This is a genomic window from Stenotrophomonas sp. FSL W7-1447 (genome assembly GCF_037966425.1).
GTDB lineage: Bacteria > Pseudomonadota > Gammaproteobacteria > Xanthomonadales > Xanthomonadaceae > Stenotrophomonas > Stenotrophomonas pavanii.
On the sequence record NZ_CP150199.1, the window covers coordinates 1,119,045 to 1,134,801 of the forward strand.

The window sequence follows — 15,757 nt, forward strand, 5'->3', positions numbered from 1 at the left end:
TTGTAGCTGGGCGTGTTCCGCGCCGGATGCTTCCATACAGGCTCCGCCAGGCGTCGCCCGGCACTTCAGGATCACAGGCGTGGAACGGTCGGCGAGTGGCTGGATCAATGGCTTCATCGGTGTGGTGATCTTCGCCGGCTCCCTGCCGGCCACGCGCGTAGCAGTGCTGCAGCTGGATGCCGGATTCGTCACGGCTGCGCGCGCCACCATCGCCGCCATGCTCGGCCTTGGCCTGCTGCTGATGCTGCGCCAGCCGTGGCCCCGTCGCGGCGACCTGCCGGGACTGGTGGTGGTCAGCCTCGGGGTGGTGGTCGGCTTTCCGCTGCTGACCGCGCTCGCGCTGCGCCATGCGTCATCGGCGCACACCATCGTGTTCCTCGGCCTGCTGCCGTTGAGCACTGCGGTGTTCGGCGTGCTGCGTGGTGGCGAGCGGCCGCGCCCGGCGTTCTGGTTGTTCTCGCTGCTGGGCAGCGCCTGCGTGGTCGGCTATGCGGTGCGTAACGGCATCGAGGCGTCCTTGCAGGCCGACCTGCTGATGCTGGCGGCCATCGTGGTGTGCGGGCTGGGCTACGCCGAAGGCGGTCGGCTGGCCCGCCATCTGGGCGGCTGGCAGGTGATCAGCTGGGCACTGCTGCTGGCATTGCCGGTGATGCTGCCGTTGGCGGTGCTGATGCGCCCGGCCTCGTTCACCGCGGTGGCTGCCTCGGCATGGTGGGCGCTGGGCTACGTGGCAGTATTCAGCATGCTGATCGGCTTCCTGTTCTGGTATCGCGGGCTCGCACAGGGCGGCATCGCCGCCGTCGGCCAACTGCAGCTGCTGCAGCCGTTCTTCGGCCTGGCGCTGGCCGCGCTGCTGCTGCACGAGTCGGTCAGCCTCAGCATGGTGCTGGTGACCGTAGTCGCCGTGATCTGCGTGGCAGGCGCGCGCCGCTTCAGCCGCTAGGAAAAAGGGGACGGAGGGGATTAAGTCGTTTCAGGCACAGCAGGACCGATTACGACTTAATCCCCTCCGTCCCCTTTTCCGGGGGAGCCGCGGAAAAGATGCGCAACGGCATAGTCGATGAACACACGCAGGCGTGCGCTGGGATGGCGCCCACCGGGCCATAGCAGCGAGAACTGCCCCTGGTGCGTCGGAAGCGCGGGCAGTACCTGTTGCAGGCGGCCATCGGCCAGCGCGTCAGCGGCGAGGAAGTCGGGCATCCAGGCCAGGCCCATGCAGCCGATCGCAGCGGCCAGCACGGCTTCCATGTTGTTGCAGGTCATCGCCGTGGGAAGGCGCGCCCCGGCATCGCCTTCGATGCCCGGCAGCTGCCACGGATGCAGCTTTCCGGTGGTGGGGTAACGGAAGCGCAGCGCGGTATGCATGCGCAGGTCGCCCACATCGCCGGGGGTGCCGTGCGCCTGCAGGTAGCCCGGCGCCGCACAGAGGATGAAGCGAAAGCCCCCCAGTCGGCGTGCGGTCAGGCTGGAATCGGCCAGTTCGCCGCTGCGTATCACCGCGTCAAGGCCCTCGCTGACCACGTCGACGATGCGGTCGTTGAAGTCCAGTTCCAGCTGCACTTGCGGGTAGCGTTGCTGGAAGCCGGGCAGCACCGGCAGCAGGAAGCGGTAGCCGATGGTGGGCAGGCCGATGCGCAGCAGCCCGCTGGGGGCGTGCTGTCGCTGCGCCAGGTCAGCCTGCGCTTCGGAAAGCTCGTCCAGTGCACGCCGGCAGCGCTGCAGCAGCAGTTCGCCTTCGTCGGTGAGGTGCACGCGGCGGGTAGTGCGCTGGAAAAGACGCGTGCCCAGATCGAGTTCGAGGCGGGCAATGCGCTTGCCGACCGCCGAGGCGGACAGGCCGAGTACGCGGGCAGCGCCGACGATGCTGCCGGCCTCGGCGGTGCGGACAAAGGCGAGCAGGGCGGAGATGGAGTCCATAAGGGGCATGATTGCGGAACATCTGGCCGCAATCAACGTCCATCGAGCCCGTTTTTCTGGAATAACGGCCTGTCCATCATCAATGCCCCTGATGGATGGAGGTCCGCATGGCCCCGGTTTCGATGTTCCCTGTACCTGCCCGCGCGCAGCAGCGTGGGACGCTGCTGGTGGTCTGCCTGGCCGCGCTGGCGTTGCCGTTGTCCTTCTCTGCCGGTGCAGTTGCGGTGCCGGCGCTGGCGCGTTCCGCGGCAGCATCGCCCACCGCGCTGGCCTGGGTGACCAACGCCTTCATGCTCACCTTCGGCAGCCTGCTGCTCGCGGCAGGCGGATTGGCCGATCGTTATGGCCGGCGGCGGCTGTTCCTGCTGGGCACGGTGGGCTTCACCCTCGCCACGGCCGTGGTCTGCGTTGCTCCCGCGCTGCTGTGGTTGGATCTGGCGCGCGGATTGCAGGGCGTGGCGGCTGCAGCGGCGTTGGCATCTGGCACGGCGCTGCTGGCACAGGCCTGGCAGGGGCCGGCGCGTGCCCGTGTCTTCGCCCTGCTGGGCACCACGTTCGGCATGGGGCTGGCGTTGGGGCCCCTGCTCGCGGGCCTGCTGCTGCAGGCATTGGGATGGCGCAGCGTGTTCGCCGCGGGCGGTGTGCTCACGTTGGTGGCCTTCGGCCTGGGGGCACGCGCGGTGCCTGAAAGCCATGGCGAGCGCCGACCACTGGATATCGGCGGCATGCTGAGTTTCAGCCTGACGCTGGCGGCGTTGACCCTGGCCCTGCTGTGGCTGGGCGAGTTCGGCCTGCACGCCGTGCGTGTGCAACTGGCGCTGCTGGCGACGCTGTTGTTGGGCGGGGTGTTCGTCACTATCGAACGACGGCACCCATCACCATTGCTGGATCTCTCACTGTTCTCGCAACCGGCGTTCCTCGGCGTCCAGCTGCTGCCGGTGGCGACCTGCTTCGGCTACGTGGTGCTGCTGGTCGTGTTACCTCTGCAATTGCTGGGCGTGCATGGCCAGAGCGCGACGCTGGTGGGACTGCAGATGCTGGCGCTGTCCGCGCCGATGCTGATCCTGCCGATGCTGGCTGCGCGTTGGGCGGAGCGCGTGGGAAGTGCGCGGCTGTGCACGCTGGGTCTGCTGGTGTGTGCCACCGGCCTGTACCTGTTGTCGCGGCAGGCATCGAACCCGTCGCCCTCGCAATGGGTGCCGCTGCTGATGCTGGTCGGCGCAGGGACGGCGTTGCCGTGGGGCCTCATGGATGGGCTGTCGGTGAGCGTGGTACCGGTGCAACGTGCCGGCATGGCCGCCGGCATTTTCGGAACCGTTCGGGTGGCCGGCGAAGGCATCGCGTTGGCCGCGGTGACGGCGCTGCTGGCGCTGCTGATCGATCAACAGCTGCAAGGGGCTTCGCCGGCGTCGTTGGCGCGTGCCGGTGCTTACCTGGCGAGCGGGTCCCGGGCGCAGGCGGCGGCGCTGCTGCCTGCGATGGGGGACGAGCACTTGCGGCAGGTCAGTGGCGAGGCGCTGGCACACCTGCTTCGGGTACTGGCGCTGCTGACCGCCGCCTGTGCCGCCGTGTTGCACCTGTTGCTGCGGAAACGCACAGGCGCCTTGGTCGGGAACAGGGTGTAGCAGGCTCATCGCCGCCTCCGCCGTCATCCCGTTGTCGTGTCCCGCTCACGCCGCCTATGCCCACCCGGGCCTAGTCTTGATCGTCCCCGTCCCCCCACGGAGACCCGCCATGTGGCTGCTCGACCATCTCTGGCCCGGCCGTCGCCCCCTTCCTCCCCCGGTCGAGGACGCGCCACAGGCACCGTCACGCCGGCCCTGGCTGAAACGCCCGGCGCGGGCGGGGCGCAGCGGCATGGCGCCCTGGCAGAAGGTGGCCACGCCGCCGAGGCGCACGCGCCACTAGCCGGTGCGGTCTGATGGGTGGTTGACCCCATCGCTGACCGGGATCACCCCCAGCGCGAACGGGTCGATGCCCTCCAGGCAGGCCACGTTGTAGCCGTACTGGTCGGGGTTGGAGCGGCGCCGGTGATGGGTGTAGATGCCGCACACGCCGCAGAAGTAGTGCTCGGCCACATGGGTGTTGAACTGGTACTTCTGCAGGTGATGCTGCCCGCGTACCACCTGCAGGCCCTGGCGGGGGACGCTGGCGGCGATGGCACCCCGGCGCCGGCACATCGAGCAGTCGCAGCGGCGCGGATCGACGATGCCGTCCGGCAGGTCGAGCAGCAGCTCGACCGTGCCGCAGTGGCAGGTGGCGCGGTGCTGGGGTTGGACCGGAACGCCGGCCACGGAGGTGATGCCCATCGTTGCTCCTGTGTGATCCATCGGGCTGCAGAGGTCGCCGCAGACGGTGCGCCGCGGTCCCTGAACGGGCCGTAGATGCCACGGTGAACCCGCTTGTGGCTAACTATGCGGCTTCGGGACCGCGACAGGATGCCAGTGAGAGCCGCAGGACGTTGGATGACAGGAAGTGCCATGGCGCTGGCAGCGTTGTGGGTGACCGGGCTGCTGGCCTATCAGGTGCCGGGGCCGGGCTGGCTGGCGACCACCGTGGCCCTGCTGTGGCTGCTGCTGGCACTGTGGGCCTCGTGGCAGGTCGCGCGTGGCCGCAGCAGCCGTCGGCTCGGCCTGGCGTTCGCGGCATCGCTGGCATTGGCCGGCCTGTGGTGGCTGTTGCTCACCCCGCGCCAGGACCGGGTCTGGGCCGATGACGTGGCCCAGCGCCTGCATGTGGTGTCCTTCGACGGGCGCCACGTGGTGCTCGACAACGTGCGGGATTTCACCTGGCGCAGCGAAACCGACTACGACGCGCACTGGGTGCGCCGCGCGTACGATCTTGACCAGCTGCGCTCGGCCGACCTGGTGCTGTCGTACTGGATGGGCCCGGCGATCGCCCACACCCTGATCTCGTTCGGTTTCGAGGACGGGCGCCACGTGGTGTTCTCGCTGGAGATCCGCAAGGAACGCGGCGAATCCTTCTCTGCGCTGGGCGGCTTCTTCCGCAAGTTCGAGATGACCCTGGTGGCCTCGGAGGAGACCGATATCATCCGCACCCGCACCAACGCGCGTGGCGAGGATGTCTATCTGTACCGCCTGCACGGCATGGACCAGGCGCAGCTGAAGCAACTGTTCGCCGCGTACATCGCGCAGGCGCGCGAACTGGACGCGAAGCCGGGCTTCTACAACACGCTCACCAGCAACTGCACCACTATCGTCTTCGACCTGGCCCGCCACATCGCGCCGCGCCTGCCGCTGGACTACCGTCTGCTGCTGTCCGGCTACCTGGCCGAGTACGCACAGGAGGTCGGCGCGCTCACGCCGGGCGTGCCTTATGCCGAACTGCATGACAAGGGCCGCATCACCCAGCGTGCGCTGGACCTGGGCAGCGGCGACCACTTCTCCACCGTGATCCGCCAGGGCGTGCCCGGCACCGAGCAGGACCCGCAGTAATGACCCGACTCCCCCTGATCCGCTGGCAGCGTGCGCTGCCGGTGTTGTTCGCCGCCTTCCTGCTGCTGGGCAGCAGTGGCTGCGCGATGGTCACCGTCAAGCAGGTCAAGTCCAGCGATTCGCTGGTCAACAAGCGTGCCGACGTGCTCAATACCGGCAAGCTCAGCCCGGCCGCCCGCGAGACCCTCAGCGCGGCGGGCCTGGACGAATCGCAATGCGAGAAGGACTTCCTGGTCTGCCGCAGTACGCTGCTGATGACCGATGACCTCAACGTCGAGCAGCGGCTGTCGGCGCTGTCCGAACTGTGGGTGAAGGCCGCACTGGCGCTGACGCCGAAGAAGACTGCCGCCGGTGATCCACCGATGAGCGACGAGGCGCTGGACGCTTGGCTGGAGGCCGCGCGCTACGCGTATGCGTACCTGTTCTACAGCGGCCGCTCGCCGTCCGACCGCGCCTTCGAGGACCGGCAGACGCAGGTGCGCGACTACTACAACTACGCGGCCGAGAAGGCGGCGGTGGTGCTGTTCGTGCGCGCGCGTGCAGCGGCACTGGCGGGCGAGGACTACACGAAGCCGATCTCGGTCGGCAGCTGGTCGCTGGCCTCCAACTACCAGCAGTTGAACCTGAAGAGCATTCCCGCGCAGCTGGTGCCGGCCGGTACGGTCAGTTTTGTCGGCCTGCGCAGCACCTATCGCCGCGATGGCTTCGGTGCCGAGCTGGTGATGGTGATGGACCCGCCCAAGCTGGTCGCGCCGGTGATCGCGGGCGATGGGCCGAAGGCGGAAACGGTGGCGGATGCTGACGACAACGAGCGTCGCGGGCGCCGCCATCGCCATGACGATTCGGTGCCGGAATTCAGCGAGATGTCCTCGATCAACGTCACCGCGCTGCTGCGTTTCGAGGGCAGCAGCCTGGACGACGTGATGCGCACGCGCCGGGTCGAGCTGGATGCGTATTCGCCGGAAGCCACCGAGCGCATCAGCCTGCATGGCGAACAGGTGCCGCTGGCGGGCAACTTCACCGCCGCCTACGGCCTGTGGCTGGCACAGAGCGGCTTCGCCCGGCAGTCGCTGCGCACCCTGTTCGGCATGAGTGAAGGCATCGGCGAGCCGCACATCTACCTGATGCAGCCGTGGGATCCGAACCGTCGCATCATCTTCATGCTGCACGGCCTGGCCAGCAGCCCGGAAGCCTGGGTGAACCTGGCCAACGAGATCATGGGTGACCCCGAGCTGCGCCAGCAGTTCCAGGTGTGGCAGGTCTATTACCCGACCAACGCGCCGATTGCCCTGAACCGCTACGAGATCGCCAACGCGTTCAACGATACCCTCAAGCACTTTGACCCCAACGGCAGCACGCGTGCATCGAAGGACATGGTCTACATCGGCCACAGCATGGGTGGCGTGCTGGCGCGCCTGCTGGTCAGCGATTCGGGCGACGTGCTGTGGAACGACCTGCTGGCCAACTATGACCTGAAGGGCGAGCGCCTCAAGCGCGTCCAGAACAAGCTGGGGCCGCTGCTGCACTTCAAGGCGCAGCCGAACGTGGAGCGTGCGATCTTCATCGCCGCCCCGCACCAGGGTACGGACATCGCCGGCAACAAGGTCGGGCGCCTGCTGGGCCGGCTGGTGCGCCTGCCGCTGACCATCCTTGGCAAATTCGAAGATGTGTTCCTGGCATTGGCGCAGGCCGAGCAGCAGGAGGACGGCACCGCCAAGCCGAAGATTCCCAACAGCATCGACAACCTCAAGGCCAGCGATCCGTTCGTGAAGGCCGCCGCACAGCTGCCGATCGAAACGGGCCTGAAGTACCACTCGATCATCGCCCAGCGCAAGCCGGAGCTGCCGGTGGAGAAGTCCGATGACGGGCTGGTGCCGTACTGGAGCGCGCACCTGCCGGGCGCGCTGTCCGAGAAGGTGATCATTTCCGGCCACAGCGTGCAGGAGACCCCGCAGGCCGTGCTGGAAGTGCGCCGCATCCTGCACCGGGACATCGATGACGTGGGGAGCGGCACCCGGTAATGGCGGCCGTTGGCCGTCAATCCCGGGGAACTCCTCTGCACATGGAGGTTGCCGGCCAGCGGCCGGCACTGCCGTAAAGCGGGTGCCTACACCCGCCGCGCGATCACTGCGGCCATCACCGCCAGGCCGAAGGTGATGGCCAGGCACAGCAGGTAACCGGTGTGCGGCGCACTGTCCACGAACAGGGCGAACAGTGCACCGGAGGCCGCCAGCGCGGTGGCCACCGACAGGGCCTCGCTCAGCTGCAGCGCAGAGGTGTTGGCGCCCTGCTCATGCGGCGCCGACAGCGACAGGGTCAGCACTGACAGGCTGGCGTAGATCATGCCCATGCCGAAGCCCGTCATCGCCCAGCCGACCAGCGACACCGGCAGCGGCACCGCGCTGAACAGTACCGCCAGTGTTGCGGCAATGCCCACGGTCATCATCGTCGTGCCAGCGCGCAGCAGCTGTTGGCGTGACCAGCCGCGCTGCTGGTGACCCTGCAGCCATGAGCCAGCGAACCAGCCCAGGGCGCCCAGGCTGAGCACCGCACCGGCCCAACTCGGAGAGAGCCCGCGCTCGCGCTGCAGCAGCAGGGGCAGATAGGCCTCGCAGGCGAAGAACGCCGCTGCCGCAATGCCACGCAGCGCGATCACGCTGGGCAGCCCGCGGCGCAGGATCAACGTTCCGGCCGGCAGCAACCGATGCACGCAGAACAGCAGCGCCAGCATCGCTACGCAGATGCAGAGCAGGGCGGCCAGGCCCTGCTGCTGTCCTCCGACGTAGAGCAGCAACGCCGCCAGCGACGCGCCACTGGCCCAGCGCACCACGTTTCCGCGCCCGGCGTCGTTGCTTGCGGCACCGGTGGCCTGGATGCGGGCCAGTGCCGGGCGCAGCAGCAGTGCCGCGGGAATCGCCAGCAGCGGTACCGCCAGGAAGACCCAGCGCCAGCCCAGATGCTGGACGATCAGCCCGCTCAGCGCCGGGCCGATCAGCGACGGCAGCACCCAGCCTGCTGAGAATGCCGCGAACACCTTCGGTTGCAGGTGCTCCGGGTAGCTGCGGCCGACCATCACGTACAGCGAGACCGAGATCGCGCCCGCGCCCAGGCCCTGCATCAGGCGCCCGGCCACCAGCAGGCCCATGCGCGTGGCCAGGCCGGCCAGCAGCAGGCCGGCCACAAAGCAGGCCAGCCCGTACCAGAGTGGCCGGGCCGGGCCGTGGCGATCGGCCCAGCGACCGGCCAGGGTCATGCCGATCACGCTGGTGGCCAGGGTGCCGCCGAAAGCGAGCGCATACAGGCGCAGGCCGTCGAGTGCCTCGGCTACGGTCGGCATCGCGGCTGCGACGGCCAATGCCTCGAAGGCATGCAGCGCGACCAGCGCGACCATGCCGAGGGTGGTCGCGCGGTAGCGCGCGGACAGGATCGAAGTATCCGGCGGCAGGCCGGCATTGGCGGGTGAAAGCGTTGGCGTCATAGGGGGTAGATGCGGGCCGCGCTTGTCAACGGGCGGCGAAGACAGCAGCATGACATCTCAACCATAGTTGAGGTCAAGCAATGGCATTCCCGGAGCTCAGCGTAGGCGAAGTCTCCCAGCGCAGTGGCGTGGCCGTGTCCGCGCTGCATTTCTACGAGCGCAAGGGGCTGATCAGCAGCCTGCGTACCTCGGGCAACCAGCGCCGTTACAGCCGCGATGTGCTGCGGCGCCTGGCGGTGATCCGCGTGGCGCAGCGTGTCGGCATGCCACTGGAAGCGGTCGGTCGGGCCTTCGAGAGCCTGCCCGAAGGGCGCGCGCCGACCAAGGCCGACTGGGCCAGGCTGTCCGCGCGCTGGCGCACCGAGCTGGAGGAGCGCATCCACATGCTGCAGCGGCTGCGCGATGAACTGACAGGCTGCATCGGCTGTGGCTGCCTGTCGCTGCAGCGCTGCCGACTGGCCAACCCCGGTGACGTCCTCGGCGAACGCGGCGACGGCCCGATGCGCTGGGAATGAAAAAAGGGGACGGAGGGGATTAAGTCGCAAGTGCACAAACGACTTAATCCCCTCCGTCCCCTTTTTTCTTACCAGACCGTGAGGGTCTCTCCGCTCTGGATGCCTTCCACCGCGCGCTGGAAGGCCAGCGCCGCGCGCTGCGCGCTGACCGCTTCGAAACCGGGGAAGTAGGGACCGTAGGCCGCCATCGATTCGATCAGCACGTTCGGGCTGACCACGTTGATGCGCAGGCCGCGCGGCAGCAGTTCCAAAGCGGCGGCGCGCACGAAGCCCTCCAGCGCGGCATTGACCGACGTGGCGTTGACGCCATCGCGGATGGGCTGGGCGCTGACGATGCCGCTGGTCAGCGTGATCGAGCCGCCGGCGTTGAGGTGATGCTGGGCGGCCAGTGCCAGCCGCACCTGGCCCAGCAGCTTGTCCTGCAGGCCGACGTTGAACTGGGCCGGGGTCATTTCCTGCAGCGGCCCGAAATGCAGCGTGCCTGCGGTCGAGATCACCGCATCGACCGCGCCGGTACGCGCGAACAGTTCGGCGACGCTCGCATCATCGGTCAGGTCCACGCGCAGCTCACCACTGTGGCGGCCGGCAGCGAGGATCTGGTGTTGCTGGCCGAGCTGGCGGGCGACCGCCTGGCCGAGGGTGCCGCTGGCACCGACGAGGAGGATCTTCATGGTCGTTCCTTGCGTGAGGGAGTGAGCGCAGTCTGCGCCGTCACAAGGGGGTTAGGTAAGCGGCGTATGCTTTGCAGATTCCTAATCCTGGATTAGCAATGGACACCTTTCGCTGCATGCAGGCCTTCGTGGCGGTTGCCGAGCGCGGCAGCTTTGCCGCTGCCGCCGAACAGCTGCAGGTGTCGGCGGTGATGGTCGGCAAGTACATCCAGCAGCTGGAGGCGCACCTGGGCACCGCCTTGCTGCAACGGAACACCCGGCGCCAGCGCCTGACCGAAGCCGGCAGCGCTTACCTGGCCGGATGCCGGCAGGTGCTGGAGCAGGTGCAGCAGGCCGAGGCGGACGTGGCCGGGCTGCAGGTGCAGCCGCGCGGCCTGCTGCGGGTCAGCGCGCCGACCACGTGGGGCAGCTGCGTGCTGGCGCCGGTACTGTCCGGACTGCTGCGTGCGCAGCCGTTGCTGAACGTCGAGCTGGACCTGAGCAACCGCCGCGTGGACCTGATCGAGGACGGCTTCGACGTTGCGATCCGGGTCGGGCCGCTGCCGTCGCAGGAGGTGGTGGCGCGTCCACTGCCGCCGTATGCGATGAGCCTGTGCGCCGCGCCGTCCTATCTGCGCAGGCGTGGTACACCGCGCACGCCGGCGGACCTGGCCGGGCATGACTGCCTGAGCCACCTGGCCTGGCGCGGCGGCCATGGCTGGCAGCTGGCCAATGGCGAACAGGTGGATTGGGAGGCGCGGCTGACCTGCAATGACGGCTTCGCGCTGCGCGAAGCCGCGGTGGCCGGGGCGGGTCTGGTGCTGCAACCGACGGCGTTGCTGGCTGGCGAGATCGCAGCGGGGCGACTGAAGCCGCTGCTGCGTGATTACTTGCCCGAACCGCGGCCGATGCACCTGATCTACCTGCCTGATCGACGCCCGCGCCCGCGTCTGCAGTGCTTCGTCGATTTCGTCATGGCCACGTTGGGGCCGTGATCATCGGGGCAGGTGGGGTGGCAGCTGGAGTCAGATCCCTTTCCCTCGGCAAAGGGATCTGGCCCCAGGGCAATCAATCATTCGCTGCAGACAATTCCTGCCCGCGTACCTGCGCGGCGCGCAGTGCCTTGTCCACCAGCGCTTCGAACCCCCCCGCCTGGAAGCGCTCGATCGCGGCCTGGGTGGTGCCGTTCGGCGAGGTCACGCGGCGACGAAGCTCGGCCGGGCTTTCGCCGGCTTCAGCCAGCATCCGCGAGGCGCCCAACAGGGTCTGCACCACCAGCGTGCGTGCGGCGTCGGCGGGCAAGCCCTGGGCGATACCCGCCGCTTCCATCGCTTCGGCCAGCAGGAACACATAGGCCGGTCCGCTGCCGGACACGGCGGTCACCGAATCCATCAGCGCCTCACGATCGATCCACACCGTGCGGCCGGCACTGGCCAGCACCTGTTCGGCCTGCGCGTGCTGCTGCGCGTCCACCGACGGCGTGGCGTACAGGCCGGTCACACCGGCGCCGAGCAGGGCCGGCGTATTGGGCATTGCCCGCACCACCGGCAGGTTGCCACCCAGCCACCGCTCCAGCTGCGCACTGGTGATGCCGGCGGCGATCGACACCACCAGCGGCCGGTTCGCCTGGGCCAGCGCCTGCAGCGACTGGCAGACCTCGCGCAGTACCTGCGGCTTCACTGCCAGCAGCCAGGTGCCGCCCTGCGCGGCCGCATCGATTGCGTTGTCGTGCACCTGCACGCCGAAGTCGGCAGCCAGCGACTCGCGCAGGGCGGCCACCGGTTCGGCCACATGGATATGCGCGGCCGGCACGCCCTGGCGGATCAGGCCGGCGATCAGGCTGCGCGCCATGTTGCCGCCGCCGATGAAGGTGATGGAATCAGCTGCCATGGAACTCTCCTTGCAAGATCAGGCCGGGCGCGGGCGCGCGCCGAACAGGGCGGTGCCGATGCGCACCAGGGTGGCGCCCTCGGCGATGGCGTCGGCGTAGTCGCTGCTCATGCCCATCGACAGCGTGTCGACCTGCGCGTGCTGGGCGGCCAGTGAGTGGAAAAGTGTGCGCATGCGCACGAATGCATCGCGGCGACGCTCGGCCTCGGGCCATGGCGCGGGAATCGCCATCAGGCCACGCAGGCGCAGGCGGGGCTCAGCGGCAATCGCGGCGGCCAATGCCTCGACGTCCTCCGGCGCACAGCCGTGCTTGCTGGATTCGTCGTCGATGTTGACCTGGATCAGCACGTTCAGCGGGCCGCGTGCGGCCGGGCGATGGCGCGCCAGCGCAGCCACCAGCTTGGGCCGGTCCACGCTCTGCACCCAGTCGAAATGGGTGGCCACGGCCTCGGCCTTGTTCGACTGCAGGTGCCCGATCAGGTGCCACTCCAGCGCCAGGTGCTGCAGCGCCTGCATCTTCGCCAGCGCTTCCTGCACATAGTTCTCGCCGAAGGCCTGCTGGCCCTGCGCGGCCAGCGCGGCCACGGCCTCGGCCGGTTGGGTCTTGGAAACCGCCAGCAGGCGCGGATCAGGCCGGCCGGCCGCCTCGGCGGCGGCATGCAGGTTGCTCAGGATCTGGGGCAGGGGAGTGGCCACGTAACGCGTTCCGTTGAATCAGGAGGCTATACTGCCGCCCGGGGAAAGATCCTTCCAGTCGAAGCCGTTATTGGGGAGTAGCCGCTCATGGATATCGCCGAACTGCTGGCGTTTTCCGTAAAGAACAAAGCGTCCGACCTGCACCTGTCCGCAGGCCTGCCGCCGATGATCCGCGTGGACGGCGACGTTCGCCGGATCAACATCCCGGCCCTGGACCACAAGCAGGTCCATGCGCTGGTGTACGACATCATGTCCGACAAGCAGCGCCGCGATTACGAGGAATTCCTCGAAGTGGACTTCTCCTTCGAGATCCCGTCGCTGGCGCGCTTCCGTGTGAACGCGTTCAACCAGAACCGTGGCGCCGGTGCGGTGTTCCGTACCATTCCGTCCGAGGTGCTCACCCTCGAGGACCTGGCCTGCCCGCCGCTGTTCCGTGAAGTGATCCAGCAGCCGCAGGGCCTGATCCTGGTGACCGGCCCGACCGGTTCGGGCAAGTCGACCACGCTGGCGGCGATGATCGACTACATCAACAAGAACGAATACGGCCACATCCTCACCGTCGAGGATCCGATCGAATTCGTGCACACCTCGCAGAAGTGCCTGATCAACCAGCGCGAAGTGCACCGCGATACGCATGGCTTCAACGAAGCGCTGCGCTCGGCACTGCGCGAGGACCCGGACATCATCCTGGTCGGCGAACTTCGCGACCTGGAAACCATCCGCCTGGCGCTGACCGCCGCGGAAACCGGCCACCTGGTGTTCGGCACCCTGCACACCAGCTCGGCGGCCAAGACCATCGACCGCATCATCGACGTGTTCCCGGCCGGCGAAAAGCCGATGGTGCGCTCGATGCTGTCCGAGTCGCTGCGTGCGGTGATCTCGCAGGCGCTGCTGAAGAAGGTTGGCGGCGGTCGTACCGCAGCGTGGGAAATCATGGTCGGCACCCCGGCCATCCGCAACCTGATCCGCGAGGACAAGGTGGCACAGATGTACTCGGCCATCCAGACCGGCCAGCAGTACGGCATGATGACCCTGGACCAGCATCTGCAGGACCTGGTCAAGCGCAGCCTGATCACCCGCAACCAGGCCCGCGAGTACGCCAAGGACAAGCGCCTGTTCGAGTAAGGCGGGACAACCACGGGCGGCGTGCGCCTGTGCGGCGCCGTCCCCGTGCCGTTTCCTCCACCGACCGTTTCCTGGTACATGCCCTCTTGGGAGCCCGCCGTGAACAGCACCGCGACCACCATCGATTTCACTTCGTTCCTCAAGCTGATGGCGCACCAGCGCGCCTCGGACCTGTTCATCACGGCCGGCATGCCGCCGGCGATGAAGGTCAACGGCAAGATCTCGCCGATCACCCAGACCCCACTGACGCCGCAGCAGAGCCGCGACCTGGTCCTCAACGTGATGACCCCGGCGCAGCGCGAGGAATTCGAGAAGACCCACGAATGCAACTTCGCCATCGGCCTGTCCGGTGTCGGCCGCTTCCGTGTCAGCTGCTTCTACCAGCGCAACCAGGTCGGCATGGTGCTGCGTCGCATCGAGACGCGCATTCCGACCGTGGAAGAGCTGAGCCTGCCGCCGATCATCAAGACGCTGGCGATGACCAAGCGCGGCATCATCCTGTTCGTCGGCGCCACCGGTACCGGTAAATCGACCTCGCTGGCGGCGATGATCGGCTACCGCAACCAGAACTCGACCGGCCACATCATCACCATCGAAGACCCGATCGAATTCGTGCACAAGCACGAGGGCTGCATCATCACCCAGCGCGAGGTCGGCATCGATACCGACAGCTGGGAAGCCGCGCTGAAGAACACCCTGCGCCAGGCGCCGGACGTGATCATGATCGGCGAGGTGCGTACCCGCGAAGGCATGGACCACGCCATCGCGTTCGCTGAAACCGGCCACCTGGTGCTGTGCACCCTGCATGCCAACAACGCCAACCAGGCGATGGACCGCATCGTCAACTTCTTCCCGGAAGACCGCCGCAACCAGCTGCTGATGGACCTGTCGCTGAACCTCAAGGGCGTGGTCGCGCAGCAGCTGGTGCCGTCCCCCGATGGTCGCTCGCGCAAGGTGGCGATGGAGATCCTGCTCGGCACGCCGCTGGTGCAGGACTATATCCGCGACGGCGAGATCCACAAGCTGAAGGAAGTGATGAAGGACTCGGTCCAGCTGGGCATGAAGACCTTCGACCAGAGCCTGTTCGAGCTGTACCAGGCCGGCGAGATCAGCTACGAGGACGCGCTGCGCTACGCCGACTCGCAGAACGAGGTGCGCCTGCGCATCAAGCTCAGCCAGGGCGGCGACGCGCGCACCCTGTCGCAGGGACTGGATGGCGTGGAGATCTCGGAGATCCGTTGACCGGACGGGCGCCTGCGGGCGCCCGCTGCTCCGGGATGACCGCGGCGCCGGATGCACGCCCGCGTGAACCTGCCAGGGAGGCCTGTATGCGTGTGACTACGAGCGTGATACTGGCCATCGCCGTGCTGCTGCAGGCCGGTTGTGCCCGTACCCCCGAACCGGCTGCCGCGGCCGAGGGCTGCGACGACCCGCAGGCGCATGCCTGGTATCTGCTGCCAGCGCCTGCGACGAAGCATGGCGGCGACCTGCCACCGTTCATCGATTTCACCGGGTCAGCGAGGACGATCTATGATGCCCGGTTGCGGGATCTCGATGGCTTTCCGGAGCCGTCGTTCCGCTGTGGCAGCGTACCGGCACAGGCATATCGCTTCGTCTGGGATCCTGCATTCTTCCCGGGCGTGCTCATTCGCGCGCAACGCAATGCAGCGGGCCACGCGTGGATCGTCGGGCGCAGTGCGCGCGACTTCGAGATTCCTGGATCGTTGCCCGGAAGCCCAGCCACCGTCATCAAGGGTGGCGCGTGCGCTCCACCGCGCGCGCTGAGTGCGCAGGAATGGAACGCCATCGCCGCCGCGTTTGCGCTGTTGCAGGGCGAAGATTCGAGCGCTGGGCTTGACGGCTCATCGTGGATGTTCGAGTCCGTGGTGGACGGCGAGCAGCGTTGGTTCGCACGATGGGTGCCGCGGGATCCGGCGTTCCGCAACACCGGCAGGATGATGGTGGAACTGGCGGGTTGCACTGACACCCTGCAGGGCATGGAGTGAGGGGCACCACAGGCGATTGATGAAT

The 15,757-nt window shown here is 67.9% G+C and carries 14 protein-coding genes and 1 pseudogene; 9 read left to right on the top strand and 6 right to left on the bottom strand.

From position 1 onward, the window contains the following. Positions 1 to 79: 79 nt before the first annotated feature. Entirely contained in the window at positions 80 to 943 is an 864-nt protein-coding gene (locus NSQ78_RS05205) for a DMT family transporter (protein ID WP_049469252.1), read from the top strand. Between the two features lie 49 nt (positions 944 to 992). On the opposite strand, the pseudogene NSQ78_RS05210 reads toward NSQ78_RS05205, so the two are convergent. Continuing rightward, a pseudogene (locus tag NSQ78_RS05210) lies at positions 993 to 1,917 on the bottom strand (LysR family transcriptional regulator). 107 nt (positions 1,918 to 2,024) lie between these two features. Between NSQ78_RS05210 and NSQ78_RS05215 the strand changes: the two are divergent. Continuing rightward, a complete protein-coding gene (locus NSQ78_RS05215) occupies positions 2,025 to 3,542 on the top strand; it encodes an MFS transporter (RefSeq protein ID WP_149901905.1) in 1,518 nt (505 codons plus the stop codon). A gap of 279 nt (positions 3,543 to 3,821) precedes the next feature. On the opposite strand, the gene NSQ78_RS05220 is transcribed toward NSQ78_RS05215, so the two are convergent. Continuing rightward, complete coding sequence (locus tag NSQ78_RS05220) at positions 3,822 to 4,226, bottom strand: GFA family protein (RefSeq protein WP_014646209.1); 405 nt, start codon at positions 4,224 to 4,226, stop codon at positions 3,822 to 3,824. A 171-nt stretch (positions 4,227 to 4,397) separates the two neighbouring features. Between NSQ78_RS05220 and NSQ78_RS05225 the strand changes: the two genes are divergently transcribed. Next, positions 4,398 to 5,372 (top strand): DUF4105 domain-containing protein, encoded by a 975-nt coding sequence (locus NSQ78_RS05225; protein WP_049469258.1) that lies wholly within the window; start codon positions 4,398 to 4,400, stop codon positions 5,370 to 5,372. After that, positions 5,372 to 7,393 carry an alpha/beta hydrolase gene (locus tag NSQ78_RS05230; RefSeq protein WP_064237773.1) on the top strand — a complete coding sequence of 674 codons (2,022 nt, stop codon included), beginning with the start codon at positions 5,372 to 5,374 and terminating at the stop codon, positions 7,391 to 7,393. Before NSQ78_RS05225 ends, NSQ78_RS05230 begins: the two co-directional genes overlap by 1 nt. 86 nt (positions 7,394 to 7,479) lie before the next feature. On the opposite strand, the gene NSQ78_RS05235 is transcribed toward NSQ78_RS05230, so the two are convergent. Continuing rightward, a complete protein-coding gene (locus NSQ78_RS05235) occupies positions 7,480 to 8,901 on the bottom strand; it encodes an MFS transporter (RefSeq protein ID WP_064237774.1) in 1,422 nt (473 codons plus the stop codon). 29 nt (positions 8,902 to 8,930) lie between these two features. Here NSQ78_RS05235 and soxR point away from each other — a divergent pair, with 29 nt between their 5' ends. Beyond that, positions 8,931 to 9,365, top strand: coding sequence for a redox-sensitive transcriptional activator SoxR (gene soxR / locus NSQ78_RS05240; RefSeq protein ID WP_053462342.1), 435 nt, complete (start codon positions 8,931 to 8,933; stop codon positions 9,363 to 9,365). A gap of 68 nt (positions 9,366 to 9,433) precedes the next feature. Here soxR and NSQ78_RS05245 read toward each other — a convergent pair whose 3' ends face one another. Then, positions 9,434 to 10,036 carry a short chain dehydrogenase gene (locus tag NSQ78_RS05245; protein ID WP_053462343.1) on the bottom strand — a complete coding sequence of 201 codons (603 nt, stop codon included), beginning with the start codon at positions 10,034 to 10,036 and terminating at the stop codon, positions 9,434 to 9,436. Between the two features lie 98 nt (positions 10,037 to 10,134). Between NSQ78_RS05245 and NSQ78_RS05250 the strand changes: the two genes are divergently transcribed. Then, positions 10,135 to 11,010, top strand: coding sequence for a LysR family transcriptional regulator (locus NSQ78_RS05250; protein ID WP_064237775.1), 876 nt, complete (start codon positions 10,135 to 10,137; stop codon positions 11,008 to 11,010). A gap of 73 nt (positions 11,011 to 11,083) precedes the next feature. On the opposite strand, the gene proC is transcribed toward NSQ78_RS05250, so the two are convergent. Both proC and NSQ78_RS05260 read right to left on the bottom strand, forming a co-directional pair. Next, entirely contained in the window at positions 11,084 to 11,905 is an 822-nt protein-coding gene (proC, locus tag NSQ78_RS05255) for a pyrroline-5-carboxylate reductase (RefSeq protein ID WP_064237776.1), read from the bottom strand. A gap of 18 nt (positions 11,906 to 11,923) precedes the next feature. Continuing rightward, positions 11,924 to 12,601, bottom strand: a complete 678-nt coding sequence (locus NSQ78_RS05260; RefSeq protein WP_064237777.1) for a YggS family pyridoxal phosphate-dependent enzyme — start codon at positions 12,599 to 12,601, stop codon at positions 11,924 to 11,926. Positions 12,602 to 12,688: 87 nt separating this feature from the next. Between NSQ78_RS05260 and NSQ78_RS05265 the strand changes: the two genes are divergently transcribed. From NSQ78_RS05265 to NSQ78_RS05275, 3 genes are all read left to right on the top strand, one after another. Continuing rightward, entirely contained in the window at positions 12,689 to 13,726 is a 1,038-nt protein-coding gene (locus NSQ78_RS05265) for a type IV pilus twitching motility protein PilT (RefSeq protein ID WP_004147099.1), read from the top strand. 78 nt (positions 13,727 to 13,804) lie between these two features. Continuing rightward, the gene (locus tag NSQ78_RS05270; protein ID WP_042358565.1) at positions 13,805 to 14,968 is read left to right on the top strand and encodes a PilT/PilU family type 4a pilus ATPase; all 1,164 of its coding nucleotides are present in this window, start codon (positions 13,805 to 13,807) and stop codon (positions 14,966 to 14,968) included. A 35-nt stretch (positions 14,969 to 15,003) separates the two neighbouring features. Then, positions 15,004 to 15,732, top strand: coding sequence for a hypothetical protein (locus tag NSQ78_RS05275; protein ID WP_149901904.1), 729 nt, complete (start codon positions 15,004 to 15,006; stop codon positions 15,730 to 15,732). Positions 15,733 to 15,757: the final 25 nt, after the last annotated feature.

Excerpts from the sequence above, each read along its gene's own strand:
- NSQ78_RS05215 (WP_149901905.1), top strand. The coding sequence starts at position 2,025 with ATGGCCCCGGTTTCGATGTTCCCTGTACCTGCCCGCGCGCAGCAGCGT.
- NSQ78_RS05220 (WP_014646209.1), bottom strand. The coding sequence starts at position 4,226 with ATGGGCATCACCTCCGTGGCCGGCGTTCCGGTCCAACCCCAGCACCGC.
- NSQ78_RS05225 (WP_049469258.1), top strand. The coding sequence starts at position 4,398 with ATGGCGCTGGCAGCGTTGTGGGTGACCGGGCTGCTGGCCTATCAGGTG.
- NSQ78_RS05230 (WP_064237773.1), top strand. The coding sequence starts at position 5,372 with ATGACCCGACTCCCCCTGATCCGCTGGCAGCGTGCGCTGCCGGTGTTG.
- NSQ78_RS05235 (WP_064237774.1), bottom strand. The coding sequence starts at position 8,901 with ATGCTGCTGTCTTCGCCGCCCGTTGACAAGCGCGGCCCGCATCTACCC.
- soxR (WP_053462342.1), top strand. The coding sequence starts at position 8,931 with ATGGCATTCCCGGAGCTCAGCGTAGGCGAAGTCTCCCAGCGCAGTGGC.
- NSQ78_RS05245 (WP_053462343.1), bottom strand. The coding sequence starts at position 10,036 with ATGAAGATCCTCCTCGTCGGTGCCAGCGGCACCCTCGGCCAGGCGGTC.
- NSQ78_RS05250 (WP_064237775.1), top strand. The coding sequence starts at position 10,135 with ATGGACACCTTTCGCTGCATGCAGGCCTTCGTGGCGGTTGCCGAGCGC.
- proC (WP_064237776.1), bottom strand. The coding sequence starts at position 11,905 with ATGGCAGCTGATTCCATCACCTTCATCGGCGGCGGCAACATGGCGCGC.
- NSQ78_RS05265 (WP_004147099.1), top strand. The coding sequence starts at position 12,689 with ATGGATATCGCCGAACTGCTGGCGTTTTCCGTAAAGAACAAAGCGTCC.
- NSQ78_RS05270 (WP_042358565.1), top strand. The coding sequence starts at position 13,805 with ATGCCCTCTTGGGAGCCCGCCGTGAACAGCACCGCGACCACCATCGAT.
- NSQ78_RS05275 (WP_149901904.1), top strand. The coding sequence starts at position 15,004 with ATGACCGCGGCGCCGGATGCACGCCCGCGTGAACCTGCCAGGGAGGCC.